14 protein-coding genes are annotated in these 13,205 nt (G+C 67.0%); 9 read left to right on the forward strand and 5 right to left on the reverse strand.

The genetic code is table 11. From position 1 onward, the window contains the following. Window positions 1-117: 117 nt before the first annotated feature. The 7 genes from IE266_RS03840 (at window position 118) to IE266_RS03870 (ending at window position 5,470) form a co-directional block, all read left to right on the forward strand. Window positions 118-759 carry a TorF family putative porin gene (locus tag IE266_RS03840; RefSeq protein WP_189678702.1) on the forward strand — a complete coding sequence of 214 codons (642 nt, stop codon included), beginning with the start codon at window positions 118-120 and terminating at the stop codon, window positions 757-759. A gap of 306 nt (window positions 760-1,065) precedes the next feature. Next, entirely contained in the window at window positions 1,066-1,455 is a 390-nt protein-coding gene (gene sdhC, locus IE266_RS03845; protein WP_189678703.1) for a succinate dehydrogenase, cytochrome b556 subunit, read from the forward strand. Window positions 1,456-1,466: 11 nt separating this feature from the next. Next, window positions 1,467-1,838 carry a succinate dehydrogenase, hydrophobic membrane anchor protein gene (gene sdhD / locus IE266_RS03850; protein ID WP_189678704.1) on the forward strand — a complete coding sequence of 124 codons (372 nt, stop codon included), beginning with the start codon at window positions 1,467-1,469 and terminating at the stop codon, window positions 1,836-1,838. Window positions 1,839-1,854: 16 nt separating this feature from the next. Continuing rightward, window positions 1,855-3,660 (forward strand): succinate dehydrogenase flavoprotein subunit, encoded by a 1,806-nt coding sequence (gene sdhA, locus IE266_RS03855; RefSeq protein WP_189678705.1) that lies wholly within the window; start codon window positions 1,855-1,857, stop codon window positions 3,658-3,660. A 2-nt stretch (window positions 3,661-3,662) separates the two neighbouring features. Beyond that, the gene (locus IE266_RS03860; RefSeq protein WP_189678706.1) at window positions 3,663-3,977 is read left to right on the forward strand and encodes a hypothetical protein; all 315 of its coding nucleotides are present in this window, start codon (window positions 3,663-3,665) and stop codon (window positions 3,975-3,977) included. A 22-nt stretch (window positions 3,978-3,999) separates the two neighbouring features. Further along, the gene (locus tag IE266_RS03865; protein WP_189678707.1) at window positions 4,000-4,776 is read left to right on the forward strand and encodes a succinate dehydrogenase iron-sulfur subunit; all 777 of its coding nucleotides are present in this window, start codon (window positions 4,000-4,002) and stop codon (window positions 4,774-4,776) included. 22 nt (window positions 4,777-4,798) lie between these two features. Then, window positions 4,799-5,470: a hypothetical protein gene (locus tag IE266_RS03870; protein ID WP_189678708.1), complete on the forward strand. Its 672-nt coding sequence runs from the start codon at window positions 4,799-4,801 to the stop codon at window positions 5,468-5,470. A gap of 26 nt (window positions 5,471-5,496) precedes the next feature. Here the strand turns inward: IE266_RS03870 and IE266_RS03875 are convergent, their stop codons facing one another. Then, the gene (locus IE266_RS03875) at window positions 5,497-6,645 is read right to left on the reverse strand and encodes a Fic family protein (RefSeq protein WP_189678709.1); all 1,149 of its coding nucleotides are present in this window, start codon (window positions 6,643-6,645) and stop codon (window positions 5,497-5,499) included. A 137-nt stretch (window positions 6,646-6,782) separates the two neighbouring features. Between IE266_RS03875 and IE266_RS03880 the strand changes: the two genes are divergently transcribed. Together IE266_RS03880 and IE266_RS03885 are read left to right on the forward strand one after the other, a co-directional pair. Continuing rightward, window positions 6,783-7,226 (forward strand): hypothetical protein, encoded by a 444-nt coding sequence (locus IE266_RS03880; RefSeq protein ID WP_189678710.1) that lies wholly within the window; start codon window positions 6,783-6,785, stop codon window positions 7,224-7,226. 90 nt (window positions 7,227-7,316) lie between these two features. Continuing rightward, window positions 7,317-8,465: a WD40/YVTN/BNR-like repeat-containing protein gene (locus IE266_RS03885; RefSeq protein WP_189678711.1), complete on the forward strand. Its 1,149-nt coding sequence runs from the start codon at window positions 7,317-7,319 to the stop codon at window positions 8,463-8,465. 128 nt (window positions 8,466-8,593) lie between these two features. Here IE266_RS03885 and IE266_RS03890 read toward each other — a convergent pair whose 3' ends face one another. The 4 genes from IE266_RS03890 to mtgA form a co-directional block, all read right to left on the reverse strand. Then, window positions 8,594-10,600, reverse strand: coding sequence for a hydantoinase/oxoprolinase N-terminal domain-containing protein (locus tag IE266_RS03890; protein WP_189678712.1), 2,007 nt, complete (start codon window positions 10,598-10,600; stop codon window positions 8,594-8,596). A gap of 3 nt (window positions 10,601-10,603) precedes the next feature. After that, window positions 10,604-11,644: a tRNA epoxyqueuosine(34) reductase QueG gene (gene queG, locus IE266_RS03895; protein WP_189678713.1), complete on the reverse strand. Its 1,041-nt coding sequence runs from the start codon at window positions 11,642-11,644 to the stop codon at window positions 10,604-10,606. Window positions 11,645-11,725: 81 nt separating this feature from the next. Continuing rightward, window positions 11,726-12,391, reverse strand: coding sequence for an FtsZ-binding protein FzlA (fzlA, locus tag IE266_RS03900; RefSeq protein WP_189678772.1), 666 nt, complete (start codon window positions 12,389-12,391; stop codon window positions 11,726-11,728). A 56-nt stretch (window positions 12,392-12,447) separates the two neighbouring features. Next, the gene (gene mtgA, locus IE266_RS03905) at window positions 12,448-13,179 is read right to left on the reverse strand and encodes a monofunctional biosynthetic peptidoglycan transglycosylase (RefSeq protein WP_189678714.1); all 732 of its coding nucleotides are present in this window, start codon (window positions 13,177-13,179) and stop codon (window positions 12,448-12,450) included. Window positions 13,180-13,205 lie beyond the last annotated feature (26 nt).

Consider the following 13,205-nt stretch of genomic DNA (forward strand, 5'->3'; position numbering starts at 1 on the left):
TTGGTCGGAAAGCAGACTAGACTGGAGTCTGGAGGTCTGCTCAGGCGCGTTACAGGCGTGGCGTGTCACAGAGAATGGGCGGGTCTCTGTCTTTACGCGCTAATGAATGGGGAAAACATGCGTAACCTTCTCGCGGCCTCCGCGCTCGCCCTTGGCGTCGCGGCGCCCGGCCTCGCGTCCGCACAAGACCTGACCGTGACCGGCGGCTTCAGCATCGTCAGCCGCTATGTCTCGAACGGGTTCGACCAGACCACCGGGGCGGCCTTCCAGCCCTGGGTCGAAGCCGAATACCGCGGCTTCTACCTCAACCTCTGGGCTTCCAACACCGCCAAGTCGCTGGTTGGCAGCGGCGCCGAGATCGACGTCACCGTCGGCTATCGCGGCGAAATCGGCAAGTTCAGCTATGATGTCGGCTACGCCCGCTACTACTACAAGAACCCGAGCGTGAACTGCTGCGGCGAGCAGCTGCTCACCCTGGGCTATGCCCCGACCGACAACCTCGCCTTCAGCCTCGCCTTCGCGCGCGATCCGGTCGCCGATTACGTCGACACCGGCCTGACCGTCGACGTCGCCCTGAACGACAAGTTCGGCCTCTCGGCCACCTATGGTTCGGTCAGCAACGGCGGCGTGGACTACTGGAGCGTCGGCGGCGCCTACGCCATCAACGACACCGTTTCGATCTCCGGATCCTGGCAGGACAACGACGTGAACGACGGAACCTTCGTCGTCTCGCTCGACACCGCATTCAACATCCGTTGAACACAACCGGGCCGCGTTCCGCGCGGCCCGGCGATCCGCTCCGCGGTCGGGTCGCCGCAACCGCGATGCACCAAGGCCTTCACCGCCCCGCCCGCAGGGGAATGGTGAATCCGAATGATATCAGCAAGATTCGTCCGATCCGGCTAAGTGATCACCTTTAGTGATCACATGAATTGTCCGTGTGATCACGATTTCCCGCATTTTGTTCCGACAGCCCCCAAAATACCTCCGATTTGGGACCGCCGCCCTCGTGACAGCGGTGTAAAATTCGCTAATAACGGGGCAGCCAACCGGAAAGGAGCCATCATGGCCGATGTCAATCGGGGCAATCGCCCGCTTTCGCCCTTCATGCTCGGGAAATATTACCGGTTCCAGCTCAACTCGGTCACATCGATCCTGACCCGGATCACCGGCAACGCGCTGATCGTCGCCGCGGTGCTGATCGCCTGGTGGCTGCTCGCCGCCGCGACCGGCGCTGAATACTTCGCCACCGTCAACTGGCTTCTGACCAGCCCGCTCGGCTACCTCGTCCTGGTGCTGTCGACCCTCGGCCTGTGGTATCACACCCTGGCCGGCATCCGGCACTTGATCTGGGACCAGGGCTACTGCCTCGAGATGGAGAAGGCAGATCGCCTCGGCTGGATCGTCATCATCGGCTCGGTCGTCCTGACCGTCCTGACCGTCATTATCGTCTGAGGAGAGCCGCCATGCGTTACCTCACCGACCGCAAGCGCGCCGTGGGCCTCGGGGCCGCCAAGTCCGGCACCGGCCATCACTGGTCCATGCAGGTCAGCTCGATCGCGCTGATCATCCTCGTCCCGCTGTTCGTCTTCACCTTCGGCTGCATCCTCGGCGCGCCCTATGAAGAGGTCGTCGCCTACTACTCGCGTCCCTTCCCGGCCATCGTCGCCGCGCTGACGCTCTGGGTCGGCATGGTGCACTTCAAGAACGGCGCCCAAATGGCGATCGAGGACTATGTCCACGGCTTCACCGGCCGTCTGACCATCATCCTGGTGACGTGCCTCGCCTATGCCATCGCGGCAACCGGCGTCTACGCCATCGCCAAACTCGCCCTCTAAGACCGGAGCAACAGAAATGGCTGCTTACGCATATGAAACCCACGATTACGACGTGGTGGTGGTCGGCGCCGGCGGCGCGGGCCTGAGGGCAACCCTCGGCATGGCCGAACAGGGCCTGCGCACCGCCTGCGTGACCAAGGTTTTCCCGACCCGCTCGCACACCGTTGCCGCCCAGGGCGGCATCGCCGCCTCGCTCGCCAACATGGGCCCGGACAACTGGCAGTGGCACATGTACGACACCGTCAAGGGGTCGGACTGGCTGGGTGACACCGACGCCATGGAATACCTCGCCCGCGAGGCGCCCAAGGCGGTCTACGAACTCGAACATTACGGCGTGCCCTTCTCGCGCACCGAAGAGGGCAAGATCTACCAGCGTCCCTTCGGCGGTCACACCACCGAATTCGGTGAAGGCCCGCCGGTGCAGCGCACCTGCGCCGCCGCCGACCGGACCGGCCACGCGATCCTGCACACGCTCTACGGCCAGTCGCTGAAGAACAACGCCGAATTCTACGTCGAATATTTCGCCATCGACCTCATCATGTCCGATGACGGCCGCTGCCAGGGCGTGGTCTGCTGGAAGCTCGACGACGGCACCATGCACGTCTTCAATGCGAAGATGACCGTGCTCGCCACCGGCGGCTACGGCCGCGCCTATTTCTCGGCGACCTCCGCCCATACCTGCACCGGCGACGGCGGCGGCATGGTGGCGCGCGCCGGCCTGGCGCTGCAGGACATGGAATTCGTCCAGTTCCACCCCACCGGCATCTACGGCTCGGGCTGCCTCATCACCGAGGGTGCCCGCGGTGAAGGCGGCTACCTGACCAACTCGGAAGGCGAGCGGTTCATGGAACGCTACGCGCCGACCTACAAGGACCTGGCACCGCGCGACTACGTCAGCCGCTCGATGACGCTGGAGATCCGCGAAGGCCGCGGCGTCGGCGAACATGGCGACCACATCCACCTGAACCTGTCGCACCTGCCGAAAGAGGCGCTGGCCGAACGTCTGCCGGGCATCTCGGAATCGGCCAAGATCTTTGCCGGCGTTGACGTGACCAAGGAGCCGATCCCGGTGCTGCCGACCGTGCACTACAACATGGGCGGCATTCCGACCAACTACTGGGGCGAGGCCCTGAACCCGACCGCCGACAACCCGAACGCCATCGTTCCAGGCCTCATGGCGGTGGGCGAGGCCGGCTGCGCCTCGGTCCACGGCGCCAACCGCCTCGGCTCCAACTCGCTGATCGACCTCGTCGTCTTCGGCCGCGCCGCTGCCATCCGCGCCGGCCAGGTGGTCGACCGCGAATCCAAGGCCGCAACGCCGAACCAGTCGAGCATCGACAAGGCCTTCGACCGTTTCGACGGGTTGCGCAACGCCAAGGGCACCGTCCCGACCGCCGAACTCCGGCTCGAGATGCAGCGCACCATGCAGTCCGACGCCGCCGTGTTCCGCGCCTCCAAGACGCTGGCCGAAGGCGTCGAGAAAATGGACGCCATCGCCGCCAAGATGGACGATCTCAAGGTCACCGACCGCTCGCTGATCTGGAACTCGGACCTGATGGAGACGCTGGAGCTGACCAACCTCATGCCCAACGCGCTCGCCACCATCGTCGGCGCCGAGGCCCGCAAGGAATCGCGTGGCGCCCATGCCCACGAGGACTTCGCCAACCGCGACGACGAGAACTGGCGCAAGCACACCATCGCGCATGTCGACGGCAAGACCGTGACCCTGACCTACCGTGACGTGGTCAAGGACCCGCTGACGACCGAGGCCGAGGGCGGCATCTCGCTCAAGAAGATCGCGCCCAAGGCGCGGACGTTCTGACGATGCGCCGGGCGTTCCTCCTCCCGCTCGCGCTGGTGGCCCTCGCCGCCTGCGATGACATCGAGGACCGGACCGACCGGGCGGGCCGCGACATGGCCAGCCCGGTGATCGCCGAGGTGATCGGCACCCGCGTGCCCGGCATCCCCAAGGAGCTGGTCTCGCCCGCCATCGAATGCGTCGGCACCTACGCCCAGGCGATGGAGGTTCGCGAACTGGCCAAAGCCTCGGTCACCGGCGTGAACGAGGCCATCGTGACGATGGTCAACGATATCCTGCGGCGGCCCGAAACCGTCGCCTGCATGAGACAAAAGGCCTGACGGGCCATACAGGAGACGCGACATGGTTCAGCTTACCCTCCCCAAGAATTCGCGCGTGATCACCGGCAAGACCTGGCCGAAGCCCGAAGGCAAGAATATCCGCAAGTTCCAGATCTACCGCTGGAACCCGGACGACGGCGCCAATCCGCGGGTCGACACCTATTTCCTCGACATGGACAAGTGCGGCCCGATGGTCCTGGACGCGCTGATCAAGATCAAGAACGAGATCGACCCCACCCTGACCTTCCGCCGCTCCTGCCGCGAAGGCATCTGCGGCTCGTGCGCGATGAACATCGACGGGCACAACACGCTCGCCTGCATCTTCGGCCTGGACGAGATCAAGGGCGACGTGAAGATCTACCCGCTGCCGCACATGCCGGTGGTCAAGGACCTGATCCCCGACCTTACGCATTTCTACGCGCAGCACGCCTCGATCATGCCCTGGCTGGAAACCAAGACCAACCGCCCGGCCAAGGAATGGCGCCAGTCCATCGAGGACCGCAAGAAGCTCGACGGCCTCTATGAATGCGTGATGTGCGCCTCCTGCTCGACCTCCTGCCCGAGCTACTGGTGGAACGGCGACCGCTACCTCGGCCCCGCCGCCCTGTTGCACGCCTACCGCTGGATCATCGACAGCCGCGACGAGGCCACCGGCGAACGGCTCGACCAGCTGGAAGACCCGTTCAAGCTCTACCGCTGCCACACCATCATGAACTGCACCAAGACCTGCCCCAAGGGCCTGAACCCGGCGAAGGCCATCGCCGAGATCAAGAAGATGATGGTCGAACGCGCGGTGTGACGGCACCCCGGCGGTGCGCGGGATGGAGCTTCTGGTTTTCATCTGTCTCGCGACCGTCGCCTTCTACGGTCTGTTCCTCTGGCTGCTGGTCAGTCTGCTGTGGCGGGGCGAGGCCGGCCCCAGGACGCGCAGCTTCGTCGCCAATGGCCTGTTCCTCCTCGCGGCCTTCGCGACGCTTGGTGCGGTGGTGGAGACGGTCTCGGGCTTCCGCTGGGGCCGCAGCCTTGGCGAACTGGCGGTTTACGCTGCCTTGCTCCCCTCTTTCGCGGTCAATGCCCTCCGGCTCGCCCTCGAATTTGGCCTTTGGCCCGGACTTGTCACCGGCGCCGCCTGCTGGTTCCTCAGCCGGCACCTGTATGGGCGCCTGGGTCCGCGCGCCGCGCTGCTCGCCGCCGCGATGGCCGGAGCAATTGCCATGCTGGCCGCCATAGCCGCCGCCATAGCCGCCCAATCGGTCGTGACCCGAGCACGCATCGAACGTGCGGCGAGCGTTATCGGGGCGGAGCTTGCCCTCCACTATGGCTTCCAGTCCCACCTTTCGGCGGCTTCCCCTCGCGGCAGACCCCATGCCATCGCCTGCATCGACGGCAAGGCCCTGCTCTGGAGCTATTGGCAAGGCGCATTCGTCCAGCCCGAGCCGACAAAGGCCCAGGGGCAGCGAGCGGACGATTTCGATTCCTATTGCCGGCGCTGACCGCGAACCGAAATGCGAGCCGTGCGCTACTGCGGGCGGGAAACGTCGAGTAGCTCGCCCGCGACCCAGACCGTCGGGTAGCGGTCTGTCATCTCGAACAATATCCCCGCTTCGGTCAGTTGTCGCAAAAGGTTGCGGGCGGCGGCATCGGTTATGCCGACCCGCTTGATGATGTCGGGCGGCTGTATGACAGGTGACTCGAAGAGCATATCGACAACCGTGTTCATGTTGTTGCTGCGCGAAATTGCCCGCGCGGTCGCATGATAGCTCTTCTGAAGATCAAGCAGGCGGTGAACGGTGGCCGTTGCACGTTTGCTGCTGTCGGCAACCACATCGAGAAAGAAGGCGATATAGCTTTCCCAGGTTCCCTTGCTCGAGACGTCATACATCTGGTCGATATAGGTGTCCTTCCTCCTTTCAAGCTCGGGACTCATGTAGAGCGCGGGCAGGTCGAGGAGTCCCTCGCTGATCGCCATCAGTGAAATCAGCATCCGGCCAACCCGGCCATTGCCGTCGGCGAATGGATGTATGGTCTCGAACTGGTAGTGAACTATCGCCATGTCGATCAGGGCAAGCGCGGCGGACTTGTCCTGCCGGTTGATGTATTTCTCCAGCGCACTCATGGCCTCGGCCGTCTCTGTTGGCGGCGCCGGTATGAACCGCGCGGTCTCGATCGAGCTTCCACCGATCATGTTCTGATCTCGTGCAAATTCCCCGGGCTGCTTGTCCTGGCCCCGATCCCTGCCGACATCGGCCAGCAGCCTGGCATGGGCGCCCTTGAGCAACCTTGTCGAAACGGGTAGCGAGTCCAGCTGCCCGACCGCCCAGGACAAGGCCCGCGTGTAGTTGTTGACCTCCACGGCTTCCAGGGTCGGTTCCTTGTCGATGCCGGATTCCGCCATGACAAGCGCGTCTGCTGTTGTGTGGGTTCCTTCCATCGCCGACGATGTCTGCGCTTCCAGGCGCTGTAGCGGGCGGATCAGTATAAAGGGGTTTGCCAGCAGGTGGCAGGCGCCCTTGAGCTCGCCGATTGCGGCCATGGCCGTGGCAAGCTGTGCGATGACCGCGCCAAGGTCGACTGTCGGTGGCAAGGGGTTCGGAACGTAGGCTCTTTGTCCATACACTGTTGGTACGAGCGTGCCTGACGGGCTATTCTCAAAATCAGCGTAGCGCACTTCCAAACTTTCCATGATTCGAGGGTGGAGCTTTATAGCTTTGGGCATGAAAACTATAAAGTGACCTGTTCGGTTCCAAGTTTGCTTGGAAGTGTAGTCCCACATTTCGTATCAGCATATCGGACAACAACACTATCATGATGCGGCAAGTCTTGTTTCCGTTCCACCTCGCCCTCCTCTCCCTCGCCACCCCCGCCGCCGCCCAGGACTGGTCCTTCCTCTCCCCGCTCACCGCGCAAACCCTCGATGTCCGCCCGGGCGACGGCGCGCCGATCCTCTTCGCCAACCACCCCGACCCCGGCGTCGCCAACTCCAGCCTCATCTTCCACTATTTCGAGAACCGCGAGGGCGGCAACGCCACCATGCTCAACGTCGGCCTGTTCCAGCGCGACGCCGAGGGCTGGCGCTTCCTCGGCCTGGTCCCGGTCTACGGCCAGGACCCGCGCGATCCGCTCTTCACCGAGGGCCAGGTCGACATCACCACCACCATGCCCGGGCCCAACGACCCTCGCTGCTGCCCCAGCGTGCCCACCCGCTGGGCCATCGACACCCGCACCCTGGCGGTGGGCCGCAGCCCCTGAGCCGGCTTTTGCGCAAGAATAAGTTTATATCAACCCAATATTGCCGGACGCCCCCCGCGCTGCTAGCCTCCTCCCCGAGGAGACCCTGACATGCGCGAATCCACCACCATCCTGATCGGCACCACCAAGGGCGCCTTCCTGCTCAGCGGCAAGGGCCGCGAGGGCTGGTCGCTCAGCGGCCCCCATTGCGACGGCTGGCCCATCAACCACGTCCTGGGCGACCCCGAGACCGGCACCATCTGGGCCGGCGGCGGCGGCCCGTGGAGCGGGGCAGGGGTCTGGCGCTCCACCGACGGCGGCGCAAGCTGGACGCTCGCCAAGCTCTCGAAGGGCCAGGTCGACGAATGGGCCGCGAACGATCCCGAGATGGCCAGGTTCATGAACTGGACGCCCACGGAGACGAAATTCGACGGCCTCGCCGATTCCGTCTGGTCGCTGCACCACGCCCACGGCAGGCTCTACGCCGGCACCCGCCCCGCGCAGCTGCTCGCCAGCACCGACGACGGCGTGACCTGGGAGAAATCCGAGGCTCTGGCGAATTTCCCCGACCGCGACACGTGGAACCCCGGCGCCGCCGGCCTCGTGCTGCATTCCATCGTCACCGACCCGGATGACCCGAAGAAGCTCTGGCTCGGCATCTCCTCCTCCGGCGTCTTCGCTTCCGAGGACGGCGGCGAAAGCTGGGAACGCCGCAATCGCATGTCCAATGCCGAGGCCCATGCCCACCATGACCACCCCGCCGCCCCGCGCGGCGGCGAGACCGGGCACTGCGTCCACAACATCGCCCGCGCCCCCGAGGGCGACCTGCTCTACCAGCAGAACCACCACGGCGTCTTCCGCTCCGCCGACGGCGGCCGCAGCTGGGACGACATCACCGAGGGGCTGCCCTCCACCTTCGGCTTCCCCATCGCCGTGCATCCCCGCGACGGCCAGACCGCCTGGGTGCTGCCCCTGAACGGCGATACCGAGGGGCGCTACCCGCCCGAGGCCAGCGCCGCGGTCTGGAAGACCACCGACGGCGGCCAGAGCTGGGAAGCCAAGCGCGCCGGCCTGCCGCAGAAGACCTGCTTCTTCACCGTGCTGCGCCAGGCCATGGCGATCGACCGCGCCACCCCGGCCGGTCTCTACTTCGGCACCAATACCGGCAGCATTTTCGCCAGCCTCGACGAGGGCGAGAGCTGGGAGGAAATCGCCCGCCACCTCCCCACCGTGCTCGGGGTCGAGGTGCTGCAACACTGACGCCGCGCTCCTGATTTCTCTTCTTTCCAAATACCTCTGGGGGGGCCGCGCGCTCCGCGCGGCGGGGGCAAAGCCCCCGAACAGCTACAGCCGGGCCAGGGCGTGGACGCCGGGCAGGGGCGCGGCCCTCAGCCCACCGCGACCCTGGGCCGCCCGCTCGCCTCGACGGTGACGGTGGCCTCGATGAAGACCTCGCGCGCCTCGGTGCGCGCCGATTTGACGTCGCGATGCGCCACCACCTGCAGCCCCTCGGCCCCCGCCGCCAGCGCCTCGGCCTCCGCCTCGGCGCGCAGCTCCGCCTCCAGCAGCGCAAGCGCGGCCTCGGCGCTGTTCAGATCCTGCGGCCCGGCGGCAAGATAGACCCTGTAGCGCCCCTCGGTGGGCGAGGTCACCGTGCCGCTCCGGCGCATCGTCACCCGCCCCACCACCGCGCCAATGGCATTGGCAACCCCGGCGTGTTGCGGCAGCACCATCCGGCAGCGCAGCCGCTCGCCCACCGCCGGGTAATAGCTCGCCGCCGAGGCGCCCAGCCCGATCACGTCGACGTTCAGCCCCGCGTCCAGCGCGACGATCCCGCGGTGCCCGGCCAGCCCGCGGCGGATCAGTTCGGCCTTCGCCAGCAGTTCGGGCGCGGTCTCGAAGGGCTCGGCCTCCTCGGCAAAAGCAGTCTCTAACAGGGCCTGCACCGTCTGTTCGGTCAGCTGGTCGATGACGATCCGCGCCATGCTTTCCGCGTCCGCCGCCAGCCGGTTGCCCGACCCGGTGCGCCGCCGCGCCAGCTGCTCCATCGCCTTGCGGGCGGCCTCGCTGTCCCAGTCGTCGAGCCGCCCCAGCACATGGCTCGCATCCGAAGGCGTCGGCCCGGCCATCTGCACGATGCCCCGGTCGACCAGCCGCCCCAGCGCGCCCTGTTCCATCCGGTTCTTCAACACCTCGCCCAGCGGGTGCACGCCCTCGCCGATCCGTTCCAGCAGGGCGATCTCGCGTGCGCCCAGCCCGTCCCGCGCCACCCCCGGCACGGCGCGCAGGAAACGGGTGTCATGCTCGCCCACCACCGGCGCGCGCAGCTGCGCGTCGAGCGCGCGATGTACCACGTCTGGCGCCTCCATGGCGATCAGCGAGACCGGCACGACCCGGCGCGGACCAAGGCGAATACCGCCCGCCAGCCCCTCGGCGTTCACCTGGATCTGGCTGTCGCCGCCCAGGCCGGTGGTGCGCATCGCCACAGCCTCGACCATGGTGCGCATGCCCCCGACCTGCGCGCCCGCCGGGTCGATCGCGGGGCGCCCGTCCTTCAGCATCGCCACGTCGGTGGTAGTGCCGCCGATGTCGCTGACCATCGCGGTCTCGGCCCCGGTCAGCCAGCGCGCGCCGACGAGCGAGGCCGCCGGGCCGGACAGGATCGTCTCGATCGGCCGCATCCGCGCCTGCTCGGCCGACATCATCGCCCCATCGCCGCGCACCACCATCATCGGCGCACCGATCCCCAGGTCGACCAGCGTGTCCTGCGCCCGCCCGATCAGCCGGTCGATCATCCCCACCAGCCGCGCGTTCAGCACCGCCGTCAGCGCCCGCTTCGGCCCGTTCAGCCGCGCCGAGAGCTGGTGCGAACAGGTCACCGGCGCCGCCGTGCGGGCGCGGATCCGCTCCGCCACCGCCAGCTCATGCGCCGGGTTGCGCGTGGCAAAGAGCGCCGCGACCGCAAAGGCCGAAACCTTGCCCGCCTGCGCCTCGAGAAAGGCGTCGAGCGCATCGAGATCCAGCGCCACCGCCTCGGCGCCCGCATGGTTGTGCCCGCCCGCCAGCACCAGGCTCGGGTCGCCGCGCAGCACCTCGGTCAGCCCATGCGCCTCGAGGTCGCCCTCGGCAAACCCGACATAGACCAGCGCCACACGCCCGCCCTGGCCCTCGACCAGCGCATTGGTGGCCAGCGTGGTCGAGAGCGAGGCCAGCGCGATCTCGCCCGGCAACACGCCCGACTGCTCCAGCACCGCCCGCACCGCGCCGCCAACCCCGATGGCGAGGTCATGCCGCGTGGTCAGCGCCTTGGCCGAGGCGATCACCTCGGTCTCGTCCCGCAGCAGCACCGCATCAGTATAGGTGCCGCCGGTATCCACGCCCAGGAGGATCGCCATGTGTTACTCCAACCGCTCCACCGCCCAGCGGGCGGCATCCGCCACCGCCTCGTCCGGGTCCCCGACCAGCCGCGCGGCCACCGCGCGCAGCGCAGGCTCGCCCGAATTGCCGATCGCATAAAGCACATTCCGCACGAAACGGTCGCGCCCGATCCGCTTGATCGGCGAGCCTGCGAACCGCGCCCGGAAGGCCGCATCGTCCAGCGCCGCCAGTTCCGCCAGTTCGGGCGCCACCAGTCCGGGGCGCGCGGCATAGCCGATATCCCGCGCCGCCACCGCGAACTTGTTCCAGGGACAGACCGCCAGGCAATCGTCGCAGCCATAGATCCGGTTGCCCATCCGCGCCCGCAGCTCCTCCTCCACCGGCCCCCGGTGTTCGATGGTCAGGTAGGAAATGCACCGCCGCGCGTCGAGCTGGTAGGGCGCCGGAAAGGCCTCCGTGGGGCAGGCGTCCAGGCAGGCCCGGCACGAACCGCAATGATCCCGCTCCGCCGCATCCACCGGCAGCTCCAGCGTGGTGAAGATCGCGCCCAGGAAGGCCCAGTTGCCCCAGTCCCGGCTGACCAGGTTGGTATGCTTGCCCTGCCAGCCCAGCCCAGCCGCCTGTCCCAGCGGCTTCTCGGCCACCGGCGCCGTGTCGACGAACACCTTGACTTCCGGCGACGCCAACGGCTTCGCAGCCTCGATCAACCAGCGCGCTAGCCGCTTCAGCCGCTTCTTCACCAGGTCGTGGTAATCCTTGCCCTGCGCATAGACCGAGATCGCCGCCCGGTCGGGCCGGCCCAGCACCTCCAGCGGGTCATGTTCGGGCGTATAGCTCTCGGCCAGCATCACGACCGACCGCGCCTCGGGCCAGAGCGCCGCCGGATTGCCGCGCCAATGGCTGCGCTCGGCCATCCAGCCCATCTGCCCGTGCCGGCCGGCCTCCAGGAACTGCTCCAGCCGCCCCGCCACCTCGGGAATGTCCCCGGGCCGGCAGATGCGGCAGGCGACAAAGCCCTCCTCCAGCGCCCGCGCCACCAGACGCTCCTTCAGCGCGTCCATGGCTTCCTCTTGCGGGAAATATCCTCGGGGGGAATCGCCGCAGGCGATGGGTGGCAGACAGCCCCCCGGCTCCGCCACGGATCAGAAATCGAGGTCGGCATAATGCGGCGGCGGGCGGAAGCCCGGGATCTGGTCCGCCAGGATCGACCGGAAGGCGGGCCGCGACTTGATCTTCGCATACCAGTCCTTCACCGCGGCCGAGCGGTTCCAGTCCACATCCGAGATATAGTCGAGCGAAGACAGATGCGCGGCGGCGGCGAAATCGGCCAGCGTCATGTTGTCCCCGGCCAGCCAGCGGCGGTGATCCAGCAGCCAGGTCATGTAATCGAGGTGATACTTGATCGCCTTGGCCCCGTCCTTGACGTTGCGGCTGTCCGGGTATCCCGTCTTCATCACCTTCTTGTTGACCCGCTCGTACAGCAGCTTGGCCGTCACCTCGTGGTGGAACTTGTCGTCGAACCAGCCGATCAGCCGGCGCACCTCGAAGCGGCCCTCCGGGTCCTTCGGCATCAGCGGCGGCTCGGGCCGGGTCTCTTCCAGGTATTCGCAGATCGCCGCGCTCTCGGCCATCAGCTTGCCGTCCAGCCGAAGCACCGGCACCTTGGCCGCCGGGTTGCGCCGCAGGAAATCCGGGTCCGCCTCCCAATAGCGTTCCTCCACCAGCTCCACCTCGATCTTCTTCTCGGCCAGGCTCAGACGGACCTTGCGGCAGAACGGGGAGAGGGGAACGTGAAACAGGCGGGCCATGGGTGCGTTCATGTCAGGATAGGGTCCATCAGCAATGCCAAGCGCGGGCGGAATTATCAATCCTCGAAACAGCCCGCGCGGCCATCTGCGCGGATGGTGGCCGCGCCGTCGCGGATCTGGGCGGCGCGTTTCTTCATGGCGGCGGTCGGTTTCGCGGGCGATCGGGTCTTGGGCGAGGGCAGGGCGGCGGCGATCAGCGCCGCCTGCTGCGCGCTCAGCTTGTCGGGCGTGGTCTTGAAGAAGACCTCCGCCGCCGCACCGACACCGAAGACGCCTTCGCCCATTTCGGCCACGTTGAGATAGACCTCGACGATCCGCCGCTTGCTCCACAGCGCCTCGACAAGCGGGGTCATCGCGGTTTCCAGCGCCTTGCGGAACCAGCTGCGCCCCTGCCAGAGAAAGACGTTCTTCACTACCTGCTGGCTGATGGTCGAGGCGCCCCGGTTGCCGCCATCCTCGATGGCGGCGCGGATCGCCTGCACGTCAAAGCCCCAGTGATTGCAGAAATTGGCGTCCTCGGCGGCAACCACCGACCGCGCCATCTCGGGCGCGATGTCTTCCAGCGCGACCCAGTCGTGATCGACCCCGCCCAGCCGCCAGCCCTCGCTCCAGATGGTATGGGTGGTCGGCGGGTTCACCACGCTGAACAGCGCCACCAGCAGCACGGCGAAACCGACCAGGCCCAGCCCGGCGCGCAGGAACAGCCGCACCAGCCGCTGCCCCGGCGACAGCTCCTTCCTCGCGGTCTTCGCGGTCCGCTTGCCCCTGGTCTTCGTGCCTTTCGCCATGCGCGCAGTCTATCGGCGCGCGCCGG

The sequence above is a fragment of the Seohaeicola zhoushanensis genome, assembly GCF_014656415.1.
In the GTDB taxonomy this organism is placed as follows: domain Bacteria; phylum Pseudomonadota; class Alphaproteobacteria; order Rhodobacterales; family Rhodobacteraceae; genus Seohaeicola_A; species Seohaeicola_A zhoushanensis.

What these genes read in the sequence shown, in the direction of transcription:
- fzlA (WP_189678772.1), bottom strand. Translation starts at nt 12,391, where the DNA reads ATGGCCCGCCTGTTTCACGTTCCCCTCTCCCCGTTCTGCCGCAAGGTC.
- sdhC (WP_189678703.1), top strand. Translation starts at nt 1,066, where the DNA reads ATGGCCGATGTCAATCGGGGCAATCGCCCGCTTTCGCCCTTCATGCTC.
- IE266_RS03880 (WP_189678710.1), top strand. Translation starts at nt 6,783, where the DNA reads ATGATGCGGCAAGTCTTGTTTCCGTTCCACCTCGCCCTCCTCTCCCTC.
- IE266_RS03865 (WP_189678707.1), top strand. Translation starts at nt 4,000, where the DNA reads ATGGTTCAGCTTACCCTCCCCAAGAATTCGCGCGTGATCACCGGCAAG.
- IE266_RS03840 (WP_189678702.1), top strand. Translation starts at nt 118, where the DNA reads ATGCGTAACCTTCTCGCGGCCTCCGCGCTCGCCCTTGGCGTCGCGGCG.
- IE266_RS03860 (WP_189678706.1), top strand. Translation starts at nt 3,663, where the DNA reads ATGCGCCGGGCGTTCCTCCTCCCGCTCGCGCTGGTGGCCCTCGCCGCC.
- sdhD (WP_189678704.1), top strand. Translation starts at nt 1,467, where the DNA reads ATGCGTTACCTCACCGACCGCAAGCGCGCCGTGGGCCTCGGGGCCGCC.
- queG (WP_189678713.1), bottom strand. Translation starts at nt 11,644, where the DNA reads ATGGACGCGCTGAAGGAGCGTCTGGTGGCGCGGGCGCTGGAGGAGGGC.
- sdhA (WP_189678705.1), top strand. Translation starts at nt 1,855, where the DNA reads ATGGCTGCTTACGCATATGAAACCCACGATTACGACGTGGTGGTGGTC.
- IE266_RS03870 (WP_189678708.1), top strand. Translation starts at nt 4,799, where the DNA reads ATGGAGCTTCTGGTTTTCATCTGTCTCGCGACCGTCGCCTTCTACGGT.
- mtgA (WP_189678714.1), bottom strand. Translation starts at nt 13,179, where the DNA reads ATGGCGAAAGGCACGAAGACCAGGGGCAAGCGGACCGCGAAGACCGCG.
- IE266_RS03885 (WP_189678711.1), top strand. Translation starts at nt 7,317, where the DNA reads ATGCGCGAATCCACCACCATCCTGATCGGCACCACCAAGGGCGCCTTC.
- IE266_RS03890 (WP_189678712.1), bottom strand. Translation starts at nt 10,600, where the DNA reads ATGGCGATCCTCCTGGGCGTGGATACCGGCGGCACCTATACTGATGCG.